Origin of the sequence: Cedecea lapagei, assembly GCF_900635955.1 — a bacterium.
Lineage (GTDB): Bacteria > Pseudomonadota > Gammaproteobacteria > Enterobacterales > Enterobacteriaceae > Cedecea > Cedecea lapagei.
In genome coordinates, this window is record NZ_LR134201.1 from 1,933,302 (window position 1) to 1,950,848 (window position 17,547).

The following is a 17,547-nucleotide window of genomic DNA, read 5'->3' on the forward strand; positions in this document are numbered from 1 at the left end:
GTAATGCAGGAAACCGTATTAAACCGCATCGTGGCTGATAAAGCGCTGTGGGTCGAAGCCCGCAAACAGCAGCAGCCGCTGGCGAGTTTCCAGAATGAGATAGTGCCAGCCACGCGCAATTTCTATCATGCGCTGCAGGGCGCCCGCACCGTCTTCATTCTTGAATGCAAAAAAGCGTCCCCGTCTAAAGGGGTTATCCGCGACGATTTCGACCCGGCCCGAATTGCCGGCGTATATAAGCATTATGCTTCTGCGGTATCGGTGCTGACCGACGAAAAATACTTTCAGGGCAGCTTTGATTTTCTGCCGATCGTCAGCGGTATTGTCAGCCAGCCGGTGCTGTGCAAAGACTTTATTATCGACGCTTACCAGATTCATCTGGCACGTTTTTACCAGGCGGACGCCTGCCTGCTGATGCTTTCGGTTCTGGACGACGAACAGTATCGCCAGCTTGCCGCAGTAGCCCATAGTCTGAACATGGGCGTGCTGACCGAAGTGAGCAATGAGGAAGAGCTGGAGAGAGCTATCGAGCTTGGCGCCAAAGTGGTCGGCATTAACAACCGCGACCTGCGTGACCTGTCCATCGATCTGAACCGCACTCGTCAGCTGGCGCCACGTCTGACGCACGGCGTAACGGTTATCAGCGAGTCAGGCATTAATAATTATGCTCAGGTCCGCGAACTTAGCCACTTCGCCAACGGCTTCCTGATTGGCTCCGCGCTGATGAGCGAAGACGACCTGAACGCCGCGGTACGCCGCGTGCTGCTTGGGGAGAACAAAGTCTGCGGCCTGACGCGAGGTGAAGATGCCCGCGCAGCGCAGGAGGCCGGAGCGCTGTATGGCGGACTGATCTTCGTACCTGCGTCACCTCGCTTTGTTAGCGATGATAAAGCCGCAGCGGTGATTTCCGCCGCCCCGCTTCGCTACGTTGGCGTATTCAGAAATACGCCGGTCGCAGAAGTCGTGGAGAAAGTAGAGAAATTCTCGCTCAGTGCTGTTCAGCTCCACGGCGCTGAGAGCCAGGAATACATTAATGAGCTAAGAGCCCTGCTGCCGGAGAAAACGCAAATCTGGAAGGCGCTGAGCGTGGCCGACACGCTGCCGGAGCGCAACCTGCAGCACGTCGATAAATATGTATTCGATAACGGCCAGGGCGGCACAGGGCAAAGCTTCGACTGGCGACTGTTAGCCGGACAAAAGCTGGAAAACGTGATTCTGGCGGGCGGCCTCGGAGCGGATAACTGCGTTGAAGCGGCAAAAGCCGGCTGCGCGGGACTGGATTTCAACTCTGGCGTGGAAAGCGCGCCGGGAATAAAAGATGCTAACAAGCTGGCTGCGGTCTTCCGGACCCTGCGGGCTTACTAAGGAAGAGATACCATGACTTTACTGAACCCCTATTTTGGTGAATTTGGCGGCATGTACGTGCCGCAGATCCTGATGCCTGCCCTGCGCCAGCTTGAAGAAGCGTTCGTAGCGGCGCAAAGCGATGCGGAGTTCCAGGCGGAGTTTACCGACCTGCTGAAGAACTACGCGGGTCGCCCAACGGCCCTGACCAAATGCCGCAACTTGACGGCCGGAACCAACACCACGCTGTACCTCAAACGTGAAGATCTGCTTCACGGCGGCGCGCACAAAACCAACCAGGTACTGGGCCAGGCGCTGCTCGCCAAACGTATGGGCAAAACCGAGATCATCGCTGAAACTGGCGCAGGCCAGCACGGCGTGGCCTCTGCGCTCGCCAGCGCCCTGCTCGGCCTGAAATGCCGTATCTACATGGGGGCAAAAGACGTTGAGCGCCAGTCGCCTAACGTCTTCCGTATGCGCCTGATGGGTGCAGAAGTGATTCCGGTACACAGCGGCTCATCGACCCTGAAAGATGCCTGTAACGAGGCGCTGCGCGACTGGTCTGCAAGCTATGAAACCGCGCACTACATGCTGGGCACCGCTGCAGGTCCGCATCCGTTCCCGACTATCGTGCGTGAGTTCCAGCGCATGATCGGCGAAGAAACTAAAGCGCAGATTCTGGAAAAAGAAGGTCGCCTGCCTGACGCGGTGATCGCCTGCGTGGGCGGCGGCTCCAACGCCATCGGCATGTTTGCCGACTTTATTGAAGAGACCAGCGTCGGCCTGATTGGCGTTGAGCCTGCAGGGCACGGGATTGAAACCGGCGAGCACGGCGCGCCGCTGAAACATGGCCGCGTGGGCATTTACTTCGGCATGAAGTCGCCGATGATGCAGACCGACGAGGGGCAAATTGAAGAGTCTTACTCCATCTCTGCCGGCCTGGACTTCCCGTCCGTTGGGCCGCAGCACGCTCATCTGAACAGCACCGGCCGCGCCGATTACGTCTCCATTACCGATAACGAAGCGCTGGACGCCTTTAAAACACTGTGCCGCAGCGAAGGGATTATCCCTGCGCTGGAGTCCTCCCACGCCCTCGCCCATGCGTTGAAAATGATGCGCTTGAACCCTGAAAAAGAGCAGCTGTTGGTAGTGAACCTCTCTGGCCGCGGCGACAAAGACATCTTCACCGTCCACGATATTCTGAAAGCACGAGGGGAAATGTAATGGAACGTTATCATCATCTTTTTGAGAAGCTGCAGGCCCGCAAGGAAGGCGCATTCGTTCCCTTTGTGACGCTGGGCGATCCTAACCCTGAGCTTTCGCTGAAAATTATCGATGCGCTGATCGAAGGCGGCGCGGATGCGCTGGAGCTGGGTATTCCATTCTCCGATCCGCTTGCGGATGGCCCGACCATTCAGGGCGCTGCGCTGCGTGCTTTTGCCTCTGACGTCACGCCAACCCAGTGCTTTGAAATGCTGGCGACGATCCGCAAAAAATACCCGGAGATCCCGATTGGCCTGCTGATGTATGCCAACCTGGTCTTTAACCGCGGCATCGACGAGTTCTACGCGCTGTGTGCCCAGGTGGGGGTGGATTCCGTGCTGGTAGCCGATGTGCCGGTTGAAGAATCCGCAGAGTTCCGTCACGCGGCGATGCGCCACGGCGTAGCGCCTATCTTTATCTGCCCGCCAAACGCAGACGACGCGCTGCTGCGTGAAATTTCGTCCCACGGCAGAGGTTACACTTATCTGCTCTCCCGCGCAGGCGTGACGGGTACGGAAACGCGCGCCCAGCTACCGCTGAACCATCTGATTGATAAACTGGGCGAGTACCATGCCGCACCGCCTCTGCAAGGCTTCGGCATCTCTGAGCCTTCTCAGGTGCGCGATGCGATAGCTGCGGGTGCAGCAGGCGCAATCTCCGGCTCCGCGGTGGTGAAAATCATCGAGAAAAACCTTGAGCAGCCGGAAGTAATGCTCAGCGAACTGAAACAGTTCGTGCAGAACATGAAAGCCGCCACGCGCGGTTAATCAGCAAGAAGGCCGGGGAGACCCGGCCTTTTTATCAGAAGCGGTAGCCCGCAGAGAACATAAACACCCACGGATCGATGCGGGTCTTGATATTTTGCTGCTCACCTGCGGCTTTGAATTTCACCGAAGTATCAATGTCCATATACCAGACGGACATGTTCAGCAGCCAGTCTTCGTTCACCAGATAATCCAGCCCGACCTGACCCGCAGCCCCCCACGAATCTTTCACTTTCAGATCGCTCAAGCCTGCGCTTTTGCCGGTGTCATTGAAACTTGCATCAAAGAAGGTGGTGTAGTTCACCCCGACGCCGACATAAGGCCGCACTTTGCTGCCCGCATCGCCAAAGTACCACTGCGCCATCAGCGTCGGCGGCAGCTGATGTACGGTCGCCAGGTCACCGGTTGGCCCAAGCCCAACCTTATGGCGGAACGGCGTTGCCGCCAGCAGCTCAATGCCGAAGTTATCGGTGACCATATAGTCAAAGGTCAGCCCCAGTTGCGTATTGTTATCAACCTTAAATCCGCCCATCTTGAGTACATCATCCGACCCGGCGGTTGGACGAACCGTTGCGGTACCTGCGCGCATAAAGAATTCGCCAGCCTGGTGCGCCGAAGCTGCTCCGGACAGGCACCCCATCGCCAGTAATGCCAGAGTGAGTTTTTTCATAGCCCTTCCCTTGTTATGGTTTTTAACAGCGGGCTGAATATACTCAGAAATAAGTACAAAGTGATCTAACACCGATCACACTTTGTCTTCTAATTTAACATTCAATGATCTGGATTAATTTTTGGCAGCATCATGAAAAAACAACAAATCGAAACCAGGTCAATTTTATTGAATTATCAACTTTCGTAAATTTCTGTCATATCTGTACAACCTGCAGGCTAATCGACGCGATTCAACCGCTTACAGGAAGTCTTTGTGGTGCCACGGCAGGCTCATCCAGGGTACAATTGCCCGCAGATTGATAACCGCTAGCAACACCAAGGAGAGTGCATGTCTATCACGGCGGGTTCGGTATACCGTGACACGGGAAATTTTCTTCGTAATCAGTTCATTACCATATTGCTGATTGCGTTACTTTGCGCCTTAATTTCGGTGATTATTGGCCGCGCGTTTTCGCCCAGCGAAGAACAAATGGCGATTCTGAGTGAGGGAGATAATCTGGCGGGCAGCGTCGGGCTGTTTGATTTAGTGCAGAATATGTCGCTGGAACAGCAGCAGGTGTTACTGAAAGCGTCTGCGGCCTCCACGTTTTCTGGCCTGATTGGCAACGCCATTCTGGCAGCCAGCATGCTGGTGCTGATGCAAATCGTTTCTGCAGGCCAGCGCGTCAGCGCCCTGCGCGCGATTGGTGCCTCTGCGCCCGTCCTGCCGAAAATGTTCATTCTGATCTTCCTGACCACGCTGCTGGTGCAAATCGGCATCATGCTTGTGGTTGTGCCTGGCGTGCTGCTGGCTATCCTGCTTTCCCTCGCGCCGGTGATGCTGGTGCAGGATAAAACCGGCATTTTCCGCTCCATGCGCAGCAGCCTGCGCCTGGTGTGGGCGAACATGCGCCTTGTCGCCCCGGCCGTTGTGGCCTGGCTGGCGGCTAAAACGGCGTTACTGCTGCTGGCATCCAGCTTTGCCGCGCTGTCGCCGGAAGCCGGCGCGGTGATTGCGAATACCATAAGCAACCTGATTTCAGCCGTGCTGCTTATCTACTTATTCCGCCTGTACATGCTGATACGTCAATAACCTTCCCCGACTCCTGACAGCGAGTTATAGTCAGGAGTCACCTCTTTACGGAACAGATTATGAAGCAGTTTCTCGACTTCCTGCCCCTGATTGTCTTCTTTGCCTTCTACAAGATGTACGACATTTTTGTCGGCACCTGGGCGCTGATCATCGCCACCGCCCTCGCGCTGGTTTACAGCTGGGTTAAGTATCGCAAGCTGGAAAAAACCACGCTGGTGACCTTTGTGATGGTTGCCGTCTTTGGCGGGCTGACTATTTATTTCCACAACGCCGAATTCATTAAGTGGAAAGTGTCGCTGATTTACGGCCTGTTCGCCGCCGCTCTGCTGGTGATGCAGTTCGGTATGAACAAGCTGCTGATTCAAAGCATGTTGGGTAAAGAAATCACCTTGCCGACCGAAGTGTGGACTCGCCTGAATATCGCCTGGGCGCTGTTCTTCATCGCCTGTGGTTTATTGAATATTTACGTGGCGTTCTGGCTACCGGAAAGCATCTGGATTAACTTTAAAGTCTTCGGGCTGACCGCCCTCACGCTGGTCTTCACCCTGCTGAGCGGCGTCTATATCTACCGTCATATGCCAAAGGAAGAGCAGTAATGCCGAACGAATTACCGCAAGGTGAATTAGTGCTGCGCACCCTGGCTATGCCAGCGGACACCAACGCCAACGGCGATATTTTTGGCGGCTGGCTGATGTCACAGATGGATATGGGCGGCGCCATTCAGGCCAAAGAAATCGCTCATGGCCGCGTGGTGACCGTGCGCGTGGACGGCATGACGTTCCTGAAGCCGGTGGCGGTGGGCGATGTGGTGTGCTGCTACGCCCGCTGCGTCAAGCGCGGGACAACGTCCATCACCATCAATGTGGAAGTCTGGGTGAAAAAGGTTTCTTCCGAGCCTATCGGCCAGCGCTACAAAGCCACCGAGGCGATATTTATCTATGTCGCCGTGGATAAAGAAGGCAAGCCTCGTGCGATACCTCAGATAGATTAGTGCTTAAGAGAAGCCCGGCAATGCCGGGTTTTTTATTGCCGCATTTTATTATGCGGCAATAAGATTCCTGAGAGATGAAATAGGCGTAATCGTTATCAACAATGCAACGTTACATCCCACCGTATTATTTTTAGAAGACATGTCGCAATTTTAGATATAGTCAGTGAATCAGTCGCTGTGTTTTTGTACAGCGTGATATAGTGTTCAGGTGTTGAAACGGATGGCTTACAGAAGTGAGAAATATTGCATAATAAATTAGTTATGAAATAGCGCGACATAAAGGTGTGTCACCACCTCCATGTCGCTAACCACATGCAACTAAGAAGGAGTTGAACATAGCTACTAAGAATTTTAAGCCAGAAGTCACCATTTCCAAAACAAAATCAAACACGCCAGAAAATAATGCTGAAAACTGCGATTCGGTACGCAATAAATCAGATAAGTGCTTGCCAGCAACCCCATCCCCGCTTACCCGCACCGAGTTTTACGACCGGGTGTGGTACGACTATCTGCCGCTTCAGGGCGCGTGGATTTCACAGGCAGGTTTTACGCCAGGTATGCCAATAAAAATCCGCGTGATGCCGGACTGCATTGTGATTACCGCCCAGAACAGCCGCGAACTTTGGGGCTGTGCCGAGGGATTAAGCGACACGCATTTCAACAAGAAGAAGATGCAGCAGTGGATCAAAGACTTTCCTGGGGCGTTGAATGATACCGGCGATATCCCGGTTATCAGACGAGTGTCGCCCCGCTATGACTGTCTGAAGCGGGGTAAGGACTGAGCCTTAACGTAAAATCCCGGCTTGATGGCCGGGATATCTCTAAAGAAGCCCTAATGAATCCGGCAATTCTTTAACATACTCTGATTTATTTCCCAGGTACTCCTTAGATATATTGTGGAAAATATTAATGATGTCTTTTCTATCATTATCATCAAGTAATTGAAGCTCTGCTGACATTTGCTCCATTACTTCAATTGCTGTATCAGGATCTAGGCGCTCTTCATCCGTAAACTCCAAAAATATAGCTATATCAGCAATGACCTTTACCAATCTGGTATGACTATTCTTTGACAATTTTCACCTCTATATTCTTAATACCAAGCTCATCGAACATTTTCTGTGCACGATTAGCCTGTGCCTGATTTGGTACTTCCCAACGACCTGTCATTCCATTATTTTTCAGTGCTTCTGATTGCCGTAAAGCCTGATCTTTTGCCTTCTGGGTTGTTACAATGGACTGACCCCACAGCAGTAGACATTTCCTGTCCTCACGACGAGGCCTGTTCGAAGGCCTCCGGACTGACGCCGCCGAGATGACTGTGGCGCCGGGCCCGGTTGTAGAAGACTTCAATGTAATCGAAGATATCGGCCCGGGCCAGATCCCGGGTTTTGTATATTCTCTTCCTGATGCGTTCTTTTTTCAGTGAACTGAAGAACGATTCGGCCACCGCATTGACGCTCCTATGTCAAGAGCGGGCGATTGGCATAGGCGAGATCTGATAAAATCAATGGATAGAGTTCACGGACGATGTAGCGCTTCAGGCATCTCAGGATCTCTTTGGTCGACAGCCCTTCACCAGTCCTTCTGTCGACATAGATTCTTGTGCGCGGATCACTACGCATACGCACAAGGGCTATTGTCCACAGGGCGTTATTAGCTTCGCGTGAGCCGCCGCGGTTTAATCTGTGCCTGACAGTTTTTCCCGATGATGCTGGCAACGGATTTACGCCACAGAGCGATGCCAGAGCCGCTTCATTTTTTAAACGTTCGGGGTTATCACCTGCAACGGCCAGCAGTGTTGCAGCCGTCTGTGGTCCTACCCCAAACTGGCTACGAAGATGACTGGCATATTTACGGGTCAGTTTATCCAGTGATTCGTCCAGTTCATTCAGCTCTTCAGTCAGGGCCATCCATCGTTTCGCAAGGCTTCGAAGAGTGTTGCACAGGGCTATCCGCAATGGAGAATACTCTGATACCTCGCTGTTAATGCAGGCGGTAACGCATTCGTGTGGTTTCGATTTCCAGAGTTTGTCGCGGACATCCTGCGGGGCACTAACCAGCAGCGCACGAAGCTGATTAATCGCCTGCGTGCGGGCTTTTACTGCACTGCGTCGGGCAACACTGATAATCCGGAGAGCTTCACACGCGCCGGACTGCATTTTGGGTATGGCCTTGCTGCTCCCTGAAAGAACTGACCGGGCTGCATTTTCTGCATCCAGGGGATCTGACTTCCCTTCAAGGCGACGTTTTGAGCGATCTGGCCGATTAACTTCAACCACATAAATGCCATTCTTAATGAGATAACGTGTTAATGCGGCACCATACGTTCCGGTTCCTTCAATGCCAGCTCGTTCGAGACACCCAAAAGAACGAGCCCAATCAAGTAGTTCCAGATAACCAGTTTGATTTGTTTGAATAATGTGAGTGCCAAGCAGTTTACCTGCCTGACTGATAACAGCACCGACATGAATATCAAGGTGTGTATCAACCCCCAGGATCACGCTTTCAGAAGATTTGTGGTCGTTTTGCATGGTTTGCCCCCAGATATTGGTAGCACAACCATCCCCATCGCAGGACAGGACACTCGGGATGCAGTACAAAGCTCCTATCAGGTCACAAACGCTGGGCCCGGTTATGCCCGGGAAATACCAGAACAGACGACAGGTCAACACAAAGGCATCAGAGCCAATCCCAGCACGGGTCAGTCCAATCCGGTATTTGAAAGTATATTAGAATGAGTATCCCAGCAGTTGCCACGCCGACTCATACTGGGTGCCAGATTATTGGCCCGACAGAACCGTTGCCAGTCGTCGCTGCCGTACTGGCTGCCCTGGTCTGAGTGCACGATGACCTCGCTGTCCGGTTTACGTCGCCAGACCGCCATCATCAGCGCATCCAGTGCCAGTTCGCGTGAGAGAGTGGGCTTCATCGACCAGCCGACCACGTTACGGGCGAAGAGATCGATAACCACCGCCAGATACAGCCAGCCCTGCCAGGTGCGGATATAAGTAATATCGGTGACCCAGATCTGATTGGCTCGGACAACGGTAAACTGTCGCTGCACGCGATTAGGGGCAACAACGGAAGGTCTGCCGGCGATACGGCGAGGTGCCTTATAGCCGCGAACGGCTTTGATCCGGTTCAGTTGCATAATACGACCCACCCGATTTTTGCCGCAGGTCTCCCCGATTTCGTTCAGGTCGCCATGAACCCGCCGGTAACCGTATACGCCTCCGCTCAGTGAATATGAGTCGCGGATAAGCATCAGCAGACGCTGGTTATCTTTATCACGCGCCGAGACCGGGTTGTGCAGCCACGCATAGAACCCGGCCCGGGCAACATTCAGTACCCGACACATCGTCATGACACCCCTTACAGTGCGGTGCTCATTGATAAAGCGGTACTTCAGTCGGGCTCCCTTGCAAAGTACCGCGCGGCCTTTTTCAGGATATCCCGTTCTTCTTCGGTGCGTTTTAGCTGCGCCCGTAGTTTCAGGATCTCGCTTTTGGCTTCCAGTAAATCCCGGGCATGCTGTTCGCTGTTATCAGGTTTGATAGCCCGTAGCCACTTGTAGAGGCTGTGTGCAGAAACACCCAGACGGTCAGATACTTCGGCGACGGAATAACCGCGTTCCGTTATCTGACGGACGGCTTCTTCCTTAAATTCAGGTGTAAATCGTGGTGTGCCCATACGCTCCTCCTGTGCTCAAACTATAGGGCAGGATCGTCTACCGGGGTGGGGTCAGTCCAACAACGGCTCAGAAGTGTCTAGATTATCCGTGGCGATTCAAGGTGTGCTAATCCGGCACTGTTATGTGTGCTAATTAACACACCTTTTTACCCGACACTTCAACTCCGCGCAAAATAATAAAATGCAACAACATGATTGTAAAAGATAAATCTGCAAGACGAAGTCTTGCGTGGGGTGTGAGGTTTTTGGGCACAAGTAAAAAGCGGGATTTAATAATAACTCGCGGGAGGGGATTTTATTTGAGAGGATATTTTGGATATTGGCAAGCAGCGTTACCTGCGCGTTTGTAAGGCTGGATTTTTGGGGGCGGGACTGCGCCCTGACGGGATAGTTTTGGAGTGCCTATTATGGCGGCACTCTAAAAACATATCTTGTCTGGTAGTGAGCATATTCTGGATAAAAAATCCCACCACGGTGGCGGGATTTTCTGGTAATTATTTAGGGAAAGTAATGGCAACTTTGTACTCGTCGCAGATAAATCCCTCTTCAGCTCGATTATGCGGTGTTCTTTCTGCATTCCAATAACGCAAGGATGGCTCCGAGGCTTCTATAGTCTGGCGAACATCATTCGTTAAAGGGTTTGTCATGTAAATAACCTGTTCAACTTTAGACCACCCGTCAACAATATCGCCGATGCTATTGCCCTTACTCTTAGCCAAATCTATTGCATGATCTATATATGGAGATTTAGACATATTATTTACCTAAGTCAATCGTATCAATAAGTTTGAGGCTGGAGTTATAATCTTTTATGAAAAATTGTGTTCCTCCCCCAGGACCCAATAATGGATTTTGGCTTACTGTACCCATCGGGATTTCTATATCATTCATAACTTCGTAAACACCCATTTTAGGCCTGTAACCAAACTCAGGATGTGGCGAAACCTGCAAGCTTTTAAATAATGACTCACGGCTAAGTCCTGAGTTCACTAGGGTAGATTCATTTGTATAGTATGCTGATTGACCTGGGATGCCGCCAAATACTTTATCACCCGCTTTTAAGCCTCCCATATTCCAATCATCGGCTGTGTAACCCCATTGCAATTGGTCAGATTTTGCTGAGTGAATTGCAAAATTCGATGACTCGCGAGCTTGCTGACTGGTTGCAATATTACCTTTAATACGATCAGTTTGGGCAATAGCAGAACCTGTTTCAGTCATCCCATAAACTGCCCCAGCCACAGCAGCAGTACTATGTACGACCGTCATCCCATCGTAAAGCGTCGCGGCGGTTTCCGGGCTGACACCCCAGTTTTGTGCTATACGCTGAACATCGGCATCGCGCTGAGCTTTCGCATCCGCAGTCGCATACTGCCATTGCTGCCCGGCGATCTTATCTGCACCTTCCTTGTACACACTGCCCATTGTGCCGACATACTGACCATCCATTTGCTCATCATAGCTCTTGCCCATGGCAGCAAGTTCCTGACGCATACCCTGGCAGGCTGAGGATGACAGGCCATTACAGGCCTTATCCAGTGCCACATCGAACGCTTTATCTTTCGCATCAAGATCCGCAACCAGCTTTTCAGCTTTCGCTTTCTCGCCAGCATCCTTGATGTACGGCAGTGACCACTTCGCATCCTGCCTTTGCTTCTCATCTTTTGCGGACAGCGAGTTATTCTCAACAGCATTCTTGCCGGCCTGCGCGCCCGTGGTCGCCGCTGTGGTGCTATTCCCCACTACGCCGCCGGCGATCCCTGCCGCCATGGTGCCCAGCAGACTGACGAGCTGTTTTTGGTCCTGGGTTAAATTACCCGGATCTTTCCCAGGGAACATCTCTGCCGCAATATGCCTTGCCGCCAGTTCGCCGCTGAATGCGCCCGCCGCGCCTGCTGCCGCATTGCCGCCTGAAAGCTGCGCCGCAAGCGCGCCCCAGACCGCGTGCGCCATCAGGTTGGCGGGTTCATTGACTTCGTTATCCCTGGTGGTGGCACTCTTGATAGCCTGCTCCATCACCGGGTTCAGGCCGCCCGCCAGGGCTTTCTTCAGATCACCCCCGGCGGCGCCCGCCAGGATACCGCTCACCGACTGGGCCACCATCTGATATTTGCCGCCGATGCCGTAATCACCGAAGGCTTTCTGGTAATCCGCCGTATTACGCAGCGCCTCTGCGCTCATGTTGGCGTAATCACCGCCTTTCGCACCCACGGCCTCCAGCGCCTGAGTGTCGCCATAGGTTGACACCACGCTGGTCACCTGTCCGCCGATCTCCCCCACCAGCTGCGCCGTCTGCAGGCGTTTTTGCTCTTCCTCTTTGTTAAAGATCTGACCGATGCTGCCGTTGGCATGCTCGGTATCGCGGCTCAGCGTGGCAACGTCCTGCTGCTGATTCGCCTGCTATGTCATGCTTGATAACGTCAACTATCATAAATATGAAAGTTTAGGTGAAAAAGGTTTCTTCCGAGCCTATCGGCCAACACGACAAAGTCACCGAGGCCATTTTATTTACGTGGCAGTGAACAAAGAAGGCAAGCCTCGCGCGATACCTCAGATAGATTAATATTTAAGAGAAACCCGGCAATGCCGGTTTTTTATTGCCACATCTTAACGTGCAGCAATAATATTCTATAGAACATGAAATAAGCGTAATCTTTATCAACAATGCAACGTTACATTCCACCGTATTTTTTTAGAAGACACCTCGCAAGATTGTATATAGTCAGTGAATCAGGCTCTGTATTTTTGTAAATCATGATATAATACCCAGGTGTTGAAGCGAATGGTTTACAGAAGAGAAGTATGTCATAAAAAATTAATTATGAATTAGCGTGACATAAAGATGTCTCACCACCTCCATGTCGCTGACCACATGCAACTAAGAAGGAGTTGAACATAGCTGCTAAGAATTTTAAGCCAGAAGTCAACATTTCCAAAACAAAATCAAACACGCCAGAAAATAAGGCTGAATACTGCGATTCAGTACGCAATAAATCAGATAAGTGCTTGCCAGTAGTCTCATCCCCGCTTTCCCGCGCTGAATTTTATGACCGGGTGCGGTATGACTATCTGACGATCCGGGGGTATTAAAAATCAAAATGAAACACAAAACCCAACGCTAACCCCTCAGCAAAAAAAGGCTGACAACTACACAACGCTGTAAAAAATCTTTTCTTTCTCCCTATTACATACGCAAATTTTCTCAGCATAGGATATGATTATTCCGCAACCTTACTTATTATAGAATAATTTATTCCGCCTTAGTATTGAGTAAATTTCATTTGTAACCACGTCAATCTCACCACCATACAGCCCCCTGTCAGCCATCATTCTAAAGTCATCATTGATATATTTCATTATGTTATGAAATCCTTGTGCATCTTTGCTTTTAAGAATATTGATGGATCTTATCAAAGACTTATAAAATGGTTCTGTGTATCCTGCATCTATCTGAAATGAGATAACCTTTTCAAGTAAAATAATCAACTTCTCAGTATCAGTTACATCTTCATTGTTCAACATATTACTGACCTCGCGTCACTTGTTCTGGAAATTTAGATTTAAATTCATCATAGCTATATACCTGTCCTGTTTTACCATCTCTGATTGATTTGATCCATTCAGTTGGATAACTTCTTGGTAATAATATTTGATCAGCACCACCAGTGTACTTAGGATCCGTTGAACGTGGTGGTTGTTCACCTGCATGCCCAACATTCAATTTGATACCCTTAGGGATTTCTAGTTCAGCCTCAAATTGTGTGGTGCTACATTTTTTATATACAGCAGTTTCATTTCTACCTGCATTAAATGTCGTTGTAGCAAACCCGCCATCTAATTTTGTTAGTGTCTCGGAACCACCAAAATTACGATATACGGAAACAGGCTCACGTGTAATAACCGTTTCGTATTGCCCTCCTTTAAATGTAGATATCAAAGCATCAGGTAACACTTCTTTGTCAATTAAATTCAGGCTGTTATCGATTTTGGTACCAGCAACAAACTCATTCCCTTGTGCTGCATTTTTCTTAGAAGGGTTATTCCCAGCAATTTTTCCAGCACTGGATGTCGCAGCCATGTTTAGGGCGATATTCAATCCTGCATCGGTTAACCTAACTGCGCTGACAGGAATGTTTAATTTATCGGCAATATATGCAATTTTCCATGCATCGTAGGCTTTTTGACCGTCTTCAATTTTATCGGACTGACTGTATGTAAATCCTTGATACTTTTGTTTCACTTCTTCTGGCACTTTGTTCCAGTAAAGTGGATCCTTAAGCTCAGTTGTCAATAACTCATAGTTTTTAAGTAGATTCTGCTCTTCCTTATAATTCTCACCTTTTTGTGCTAAGGCAAGATTCTTCTCATATTCAGCAGATCCAACAGGGTACTCCGCATAACATTTAACTAACGCGCAAGATGCAGCCTCCATTTTTTGCGGATCATATCCTGCACCAACTAAATTATTAATAATTTGCTTTTCTTTGGGGTTACTAAGTCTATTATTCTCAACTGCATTCTTCCCGGCCTGCGCGCCCGTGGTCGCCGCTGCGGTACTATTCCCCACCACGCCGCCGGCGATCCCTGCCGCCATGGTGCCGAGCAGGCTAACCAACTGTTTCTGGTCCTGGATTAAATTACCCGGATCTTTCCCCGGGAACATCTCTGCGGCGATATGCCTAGCCGCCAGTTCGCCGCTGAATGCGTGCACCATCAGGTTGGCGGGTTCATTGACTTCGTTATCCCTGGTGGTGGCACTCTTGATAGCCTGCGCCATCACCGGGTTCAGGCCGCCTGCCAGGATAAAGCTCATCGAAGGATTTTTGGTAGTATTGCGTATCGACGTGGCAATAATGCTGGTTTTTTAGCGACTAACTAAAAATTGTGACAACTGAAGCACCGGAGCTAAAAATCCGCCGCTATGTCGTGGGATATATCCGCGAGTGGAAGACACACACCAAGGCCACCTTCATTACGCTTAAAGGGAGTTGGCTGGATGATGCGGGATTTGAGACCGGCACGCCGCTGAAGGTAGGGGTGATGCAGGGTTGCCAGGTGCTGACCGCTCAGGAGCCGCCTTCGTCCGAACCGTAACTGATGCAGACCCGGCATAAGGTCTGTAAGCTCTCCGCCCGCAAGCGGCGCCAAATGACAGAGCTGCTCGAAGTGATCAGCAAGTCACAGAGACAAAACGTTAACTGATGGGTTATAAAGTAAAATCCCGCCGGGTAAGGGCGGGATTCGTTCTGATTAGTTAATAATAATCGTCTTGCGTAAGTTGCTTACCCGTTGGGATAACTTCATCCTTATCAAAGGATAAGAGATATTCCTCGTCATAAAGTTTTATTGAGTACCCATAAAGTATCCCATCTTCTTCGCTGACCCCCATAACACCACCTTTTTTACCTGCATATTTCTTATTTTTTTCTTTGCAATCGGAGGATATTTTCACCTCTTGATAAAAACCAATTTTATTTTCCATAAATACGATTCCTTGGTTATTTATGTGTAATGCGTCCATCCAGAGATATATTTAAGTGAGAGCCATCTCTTGTTGCCCAACCAAGCTGAGCTTTACCTTTAGGCGATAGCTGAACATCCCACTCAAAAGCCTGTCCCGCAGTACGAGATGGACCTTTTACCCACTCATTACCAAATTTATCAAGATAACCATTATTTGGCCCTCTTGGTAGCGGATTGCTGGGAGAATAGTTGCTATCTGGAACAAAACGTATTTTCCCTTGTGTAGGAAGTTCTACATATTTTATACGACCTTTAGTCGACCACGGTTGTGCAGCACCACCAGTACCAGAAGGATTGAAAGGAGGTTCCTCTACATAAGCGGGGACTTTACCAGATTGAGCTGAAGTGATGCCTTTCATCCCATACGCCACCCCACCTATCGCCGCGACAGTGTGAACGCCAGCCATCGCGGTATAGAGGCTGTCTGCTGTTTACTTACTTACGCCCCAGTTTTCAGCAATTCGATCAATATCAGCCTCGCGCTGGGCTTTAGCATCCGCCGTAGCATACTGCCAAATCAGCGCATCAACCTGATCCTTTCCTTCCTTATAAACGCTGCCCATATTGCCGATATACTGCCCGTCCATCTGCTTGTCATAGCTCTGGCCCATCGCGACCAGCTCTTGACGCATACCCTGACAAGCTGCTGACGACAGTTCTTTACAGGCTTTATCGAGTGCGCCATCGAACGCTTTATCTTTTGCATTGAGATCAGCAACCAGTTTTTCAGCTCTTGATTTTTCGGCTGCATCCTTGATGTACGGCAGTGACCATTTAGCATCCTTCCGTTGCTTCTCATCAGGGGCACCCAGCGCATTATTCTCAACAGCATTCTTCCCGGCCTGCGCGCCCGTGGTCGCCGCTGCGGTGCTATTCCCCACCACGCCGCCGGCGATCCCTGCCGCCATGGTGCCTAACAGGCTAACGATCTGTTTCTGGTCCTGATTCAAATCCCCAGGTTTTGTATCCGGGAACATCTCGGCAGCGATATGCCTTGCCGCCAGCTCACCGCTGAATGCGCCCGCTGCGCCTGCCGCCGCATTGCCGCCTGAAAGCTGCGCCGTCTGCAGGCGTTTTGCTCTTCCTCTTTGTTAAAGATCTGCCCGATGCTGCCGTTGGCATGCCCGGTGTCGCGGCTCAGCGTGGCAACGTCCTGCTGCTGATTCGCCTGCTACGTTATACTTGATAACGTCAACTATCATAAATATGAAAGTTTAGGTGAAAAAGGTTTCTTCCGAGCCTATTGGCCAGCGCTACAAAGCCACCGAGGCGATATTTATCTATGTCGCCGTGGATAAAGAAGGCAAGCCTCGCGCGATACCTCAGGTAGATTAATGCTTAAGAGAAACCCGGCAATGCCGGTTTTTTTATTGCCACATCTTAACGTGCAGCAATAATATTCTATAGAACATGAAATAAGCGTAATCTTTATCAACAATGCAACGTTACATTCCACCGTATTTTTTTAGAAGACACCTCGCAAGGTTGTATATAGCCAGTGAATCAGGCTCTGTATTTTTGTACAGCATGATATAATACCCAGGTGTTGAAGCGAATGGTTTACAGAAGAGAAGTATGTCATAAGAAATTAATTATGAATTAGCGTGACATAAAGATGTCTCACCACCTCCATGTCGCTGACCACATGCAACTAAGAAGGAGTTGAACATAGCTGCTAAGAATTTTAAGCCAGAAGTCACCATTTCCAAAAAAAATCAAACACGCCAGAAAATAAGGCTGAAAACTGCGATTCGGTACGCAATAAATCAGATAAGTGCTTGCCAGCAACCCCATCCCCGCTTTCCCGCGCTGAGTTTTACGACCGGGTGCGGTACGACTATCTGCCGCTCCAGGGCGCGTGGATTTCACAGGCCGGGTTTACGCCGGGGATGCCGATAAAAATCAGGGTCATGCCCGACTGCATTGTGATCACTACCCAGAACAGCCGCGAGCTGTGGGGCTGCGCCGAGGGATTAAGCGTCACGCATTTCAACAAGAAGAAGATGCAGCAGTGGATCAAAGACTTTCCTGGGGCGTTGAATGATACCGGCGATATCCCGGTTATTAGACGAGTGTCGCCCCGCTATGACTGTCTGAAGCGGGGCAAGGACTGAGCCTTAACGTAAAAATCCCAACCGCGAGAGGTTGGGATTTTTATTTATGAGGAGAATGATAATACTCTGGTATCTGATAATTTTCAGGTATGTCAGGCCATTCAGAAAGCC

The 17,547-nt window shown here is 50.5% G+C and carries 20 protein-coding genes and 3 pseudogenes; 11 read left to right on the forward strand and 12 right to left on the reverse strand.

Annotation, left to right across the window (positions count from 1 at the left end; all coding sequences use genetic code 11):
- Positions 1-3: 3 nt before the first annotated feature.
- Genes trpCF through trpA form a run of 3 tightly spaced genes read left to right on the forward strand, consistent with a single transcriptional unit; the run spans position 4 to position 3,374 of the window.
- Positions 4-1,365, forward strand: a complete 1,362-nt coding sequence (gene trpCF, locus EL098_RS09425) for a bifunctional indole-3-glycerol-phosphate synthase TrpC/phosphoribosylanthranilate isomerase TrpF (protein WP_126355990.1) — start codon at positions 4-6, stop codon at positions 1,363-1,365.
- A 12-nt stretch (positions 1,366-1,377) separates the two neighbouring features.
- On the forward strand, positions 1,378-2,568 hold the full coding sequence (trpB, locus tag EL098_RS09430; protein ID WP_126355991.1) for a tryptophan synthase subunit beta: 1,191 nt from the start codon (positions 1,378-1,380) through the stop codon (positions 2,566-2,568).
- A complete protein-coding gene (gene trpA / locus EL098_RS09435; protein ID WP_126355992.1) occupies positions 2,568-3,374 on the forward strand; it encodes a tryptophan synthase subunit alpha in 807 nt (268 codons plus the stop codon). Before trpB ends, trpA begins: the two co-directional genes overlap by 1 nt.
- Before the next feature lie 34 nt (positions 3,375-3,408).
- Here the strand turns inward: trpA and ompW are convergent, their stop codons facing one another.
- Positions 3,409-4,041, reverse strand: a complete 633-nt coding sequence (gene ompW, locus EL098_RS09440) for an outer membrane protein OmpW (protein WP_126355993.1) — start codon at positions 4,039-4,041, stop codon at positions 3,409-3,411.
- Between the two features lie 330 nt (positions 4,042-4,371).
- Here ompW and EL098_RS09450 point away from each other — a divergent pair, with 330 nt between their 5' ends.
- The 4 genes from EL098_RS09450 to EL098_RS09465 all read left to right on the forward strand — a co-directional run bounded on the left by EL098_RS09450 (position 4,372) and on the right by EL098_RS09465 (position 6,888).
- A complete protein-coding gene (locus tag EL098_RS09450; RefSeq protein ID WP_126355994.1) occupies positions 4,372-5,115 on the forward strand; it encodes a YciC family protein in 744 nt (247 codons plus the stop codon).
- A 59-nt stretch (positions 5,116-5,174) separates the two neighbouring features.
- On the forward strand, positions 5,175-5,711 hold the full coding sequence (locus tag EL098_RS09455) for a septation protein A (RefSeq protein WP_126355995.1): 537 nt from the start codon (positions 5,175-5,177) through the stop codon (positions 5,709-5,711).
- The gene (gene yciA / locus EL098_RS09460) at positions 5,711-6,106 is read left to right on the forward strand and encodes an acyl-CoA thioester hydrolase YciA (protein WP_039294112.1); all 396 of its coding nucleotides are present in this window, start codon (positions 5,711-5,713) and stop codon (positions 6,104-6,106) included. Before EL098_RS09455 ends, yciA begins: the two co-directional genes overlap by 1 nt.
- 446 nt (positions 6,107-6,552) lie before the next feature.
- Complete coding sequence (locus tag EL098_RS09465; RefSeq protein WP_331852855.1) at positions 6,553-6,888, forward strand: SymE family type I addiction module toxin; 336 nt, start codon at positions 6,553-6,555, stop codon at positions 6,886-6,888.
- Between the two features lie 39 nt (positions 6,889-6,927).
- Here EL098_RS09465 and EL098_RS09470 read toward each other — a convergent pair whose 3' ends face one another.
- The 8 genes and pseudogenes from EL098_RS09470 to EL098_RS09510 all read right to left on the reverse strand — a co-directional run bounded on the left by EL098_RS09470 (position 6,928) and on the right by EL098_RS09510 (position 14,612).
- Positions 6,928-7,182, reverse strand: a complete 255-nt coding sequence (locus EL098_RS09470; RefSeq protein WP_126355996.1) for a hypothetical protein — start codon at positions 7,180-7,182, stop codon at positions 6,928-6,930.
- Positions 7,183-7,376: 194 nt separating this feature from the next.
- Positions 7,377-7,562: pseudogene (locus EL098_RS09475) on the reverse strand (IS3 family transposase); the annotation flags it as partial.
- A 7-nt stretch (positions 7,563-7,569) separates the two neighbouring features.
- Positions 7,570-8,640, reverse strand: a complete 1,071-nt coding sequence (locus EL098_RS09480) for an IS110 family RNA-guided transposase (RefSeq protein ID WP_126354924.1) — start codon at positions 8,638-8,640, stop codon at positions 7,570-7,572.
- 209 nt (positions 8,641-8,849) lie between these two features.
- Positions 8,850-9,799: pseudogene (locus EL098_RS09485) on the reverse strand (IS3 family transposase); the annotation flags it as partial.
- Between the two features lie 494 nt (positions 9,800-10,293).
- The gene (locus EL098_RS09490) at positions 10,294-10,554 is read right to left on the reverse strand and encodes a hypothetical protein (RefSeq protein ID WP_126355997.1); all 261 of its coding nucleotides are present in this window, start codon (positions 10,552-10,554) and stop codon (positions 10,294-10,296) included.
- 1 nt (position 10,555) lies between these two features.
- Positions 10,556-12,049 (reverse strand): VENN motif pre-toxin domain-containing protein, encoded by a 1,494-nt coding sequence (locus EL098_RS23435; protein ID WP_232012384.1) that lies wholly within the window; start codon positions 12,047-12,049, stop codon positions 10,556-10,558.
- 981 nt (positions 12,050-13,030) lie between these two features.
- A complete protein-coding gene (locus EL098_RS09505; protein WP_126355998.1) occupies positions 13,031-13,321 on the reverse strand; it encodes a hypothetical protein in 291 nt (96 codons plus the stop codon).
- 1 nt (position 13,322) lies between these two features.
- Complete coding sequence (locus EL098_RS09510; RefSeq protein WP_126355999.1) at positions 13,323-14,612, reverse strand: VENN motif pre-toxin domain-containing protein; 1,290 nt, start codon at positions 14,610-14,612, stop codon at positions 13,323-13,325.
- 71 nt (positions 14,613-14,683) lie between these two features.
- On the opposite strand from EL098_RS09510, the gene EL098_RS23440 reads away from it, so the two are divergent.
- Positions 14,684-14,893 carry a SymE family type I addiction module toxin gene (locus EL098_RS23440; protein ID WP_232012386.1) on the forward strand — a complete coding sequence of 70 codons (210 nt, stop codon included), beginning with the start codon at positions 14,684-14,686 and terminating at the stop codon, positions 14,891-14,893.
- Between the two features lie 160 nt (positions 14,894-15,053).
- On the opposite strand, the gene EL098_RS09520 is transcribed toward EL098_RS23440, so the two are convergent.
- The 3 genes from EL098_RS09520 to EL098_RS09530 form a co-directional block, all read right to left on the reverse strand.
- Positions 15,054-15,281, reverse strand: coding sequence for an Imm31 family immunity protein (locus EL098_RS09520; RefSeq protein ID WP_126356000.1), 228 nt, complete (start codon positions 15,279-15,281; stop codon positions 15,054-15,056).
- Between the two features lie 16 nt (positions 15,282-15,297).
- Complete coding sequence (locus EL098_RS09525) at positions 15,298-15,681, reverse strand: polymorphic toxin type 17 domain-containing protein (protein ID WP_197718549.1); 384 nt, start codon at positions 15,679-15,681, stop codon at positions 15,298-15,300.
- 72 nt (positions 15,682-15,753) lie between these two features.
- Positions 15,754-16,299 carry a VENN motif pre-toxin domain-containing protein gene (locus tag EL098_RS09530; RefSeq protein ID WP_197718550.1) on the reverse strand — a complete coding sequence of 182 codons (546 nt, stop codon included), beginning with the start codon at positions 16,297-16,299 and terminating at the stop codon, positions 15,754-15,756.
- 38 nt (positions 16,300-16,337) lie between these two features.
- Between EL098_RS09530 and EL098_RS23180 the strand changes: the two genes are divergently transcribed.
- From EL098_RS23180 to EL098_RS09540, 3 genes and pseudogenes are all read left to right on the forward strand, one after another.
- Complete coding sequence (locus EL098_RS23180; RefSeq protein ID WP_164716811.1) at positions 16,338-16,508, forward strand: hypothetical protein; 171 nt, start codon at positions 16,338-16,340, stop codon at positions 16,506-16,508.
- Between the two features lie 32 nt (positions 16,509-16,540).
- Positions 16,541-16,657: pseudogene (locus EL098_RS09535) on the forward strand (acyl-CoA thioester hydrolase YciA); the annotation flags it as partial.
- A gap of 443 nt (positions 16,658-17,100) precedes the next feature.
- The gene (locus EL098_RS09540; protein ID WP_126356003.1) at positions 17,101-17,436 is read left to right on the forward strand and encodes a SymE family type I addiction module toxin; all 336 of its coding nucleotides are present in this window, start codon (positions 17,101-17,103) and stop codon (positions 17,434-17,436) included.
- The last annotated feature ends 111 nt before the right edge of the window (positions 17,437-17,547 follow it).

Excerpts from the sequence above, each read along its gene's own strand:
- trpA (WP_126355992.1), top strand. The coding sequence starts at position 2,568 with ATGGAACGTTATCATCATCTTTTTGAGAAGCTGCAGGCCCGCAAGGAA.
- trpB (WP_126355991.1), top strand. The coding sequence starts at position 1,378 with ATGACTTTACTGAACCCCTATTTTGGTGAATTTGGCGGCATGTACGTG.
- EL098_RS09525 (WP_197718549.1), bottom strand. The coding sequence starts at position 15,681 with ATGAAAGGCATCACTTCAGCTCAATCTGGTAAAGTCCCCGCTTATGTA.
- ompW (WP_126355993.1), bottom strand. The coding sequence starts at position 4,041 with ATGAAAAAACTCACTCTGGCATTACTGGCGATGGGGTGCCTGTCCGGA.
- EL098_RS09490 (WP_126355997.1), bottom strand. The coding sequence starts at position 10,554 with ATGTCTAAATCTCCATATATAGATCATGCAATAGATTTGGCTAAGAGT.
- EL098_RS09480 (WP_126354924.1), bottom strand. The coding sequence starts at position 8,640 with ATGCAAAACGACCACAAATCTTCTGAAAGCGTGATCCTGGGGGTTGAT.
- EL098_RS09530 (WP_197718550.1), bottom strand. The coding sequence starts at position 16,299 with ATGTTCCCGGATACAAAACCTGGGGATTTGAATCAGGACCAGAAACAG.
- EL098_RS09510 (WP_126355999.1), bottom strand. The coding sequence starts at position 14,612 with ATGAGCTTTATCCTGGCAGGCGGCCTGAACCCGGTGATGGCGCAGGCT.
- EL098_RS09505 (WP_126355998.1), bottom strand. The coding sequence starts at position 13,321 with ATGTTGAACAATGAAGATGTAACTGATACTGAGAAGTTGATTATTTTA.
- EL098_RS23180 (WP_164716811.1), top strand. The coding sequence starts at position 16,338 with ATGCGCCCGCTGCGCCTGCCGCCGCATTGCCGCCTGAAAGCTGCGCCG.
- EL098_RS09450 (WP_126355994.1), top strand. The coding sequence starts at position 4,372 with ATGTCTATCACGGCGGGTTCGGTATACCGTGACACGGGAAATTTTCTT.
- EL098_RS09520 (WP_126356000.1), bottom strand. The coding sequence starts at position 15,281 with ATGGAAAATAAAATTGGTTTTTATCAAGAGGTGAAAATATCCTCCGAT.
- trpCF (WP_126355990.1), top strand. The coding sequence starts at position 4 with ATGCAGGAAACCGTATTAAACCGCATCGTGGCTGATAAAGCGCTGTGG.
- yciA (WP_039294112.1), top strand. The coding sequence starts at position 5,711 with ATGCCGAACGAATTACCGCAAGGTGAATTAGTGCTGCGCACCCTGGCT.
- EL098_RS09455 (WP_126355995.1), top strand. The coding sequence starts at position 5,175 with ATGAAGCAGTTTCTCGACTTCCTGCCCCTGATTGTCTTCTTTGCCTTC.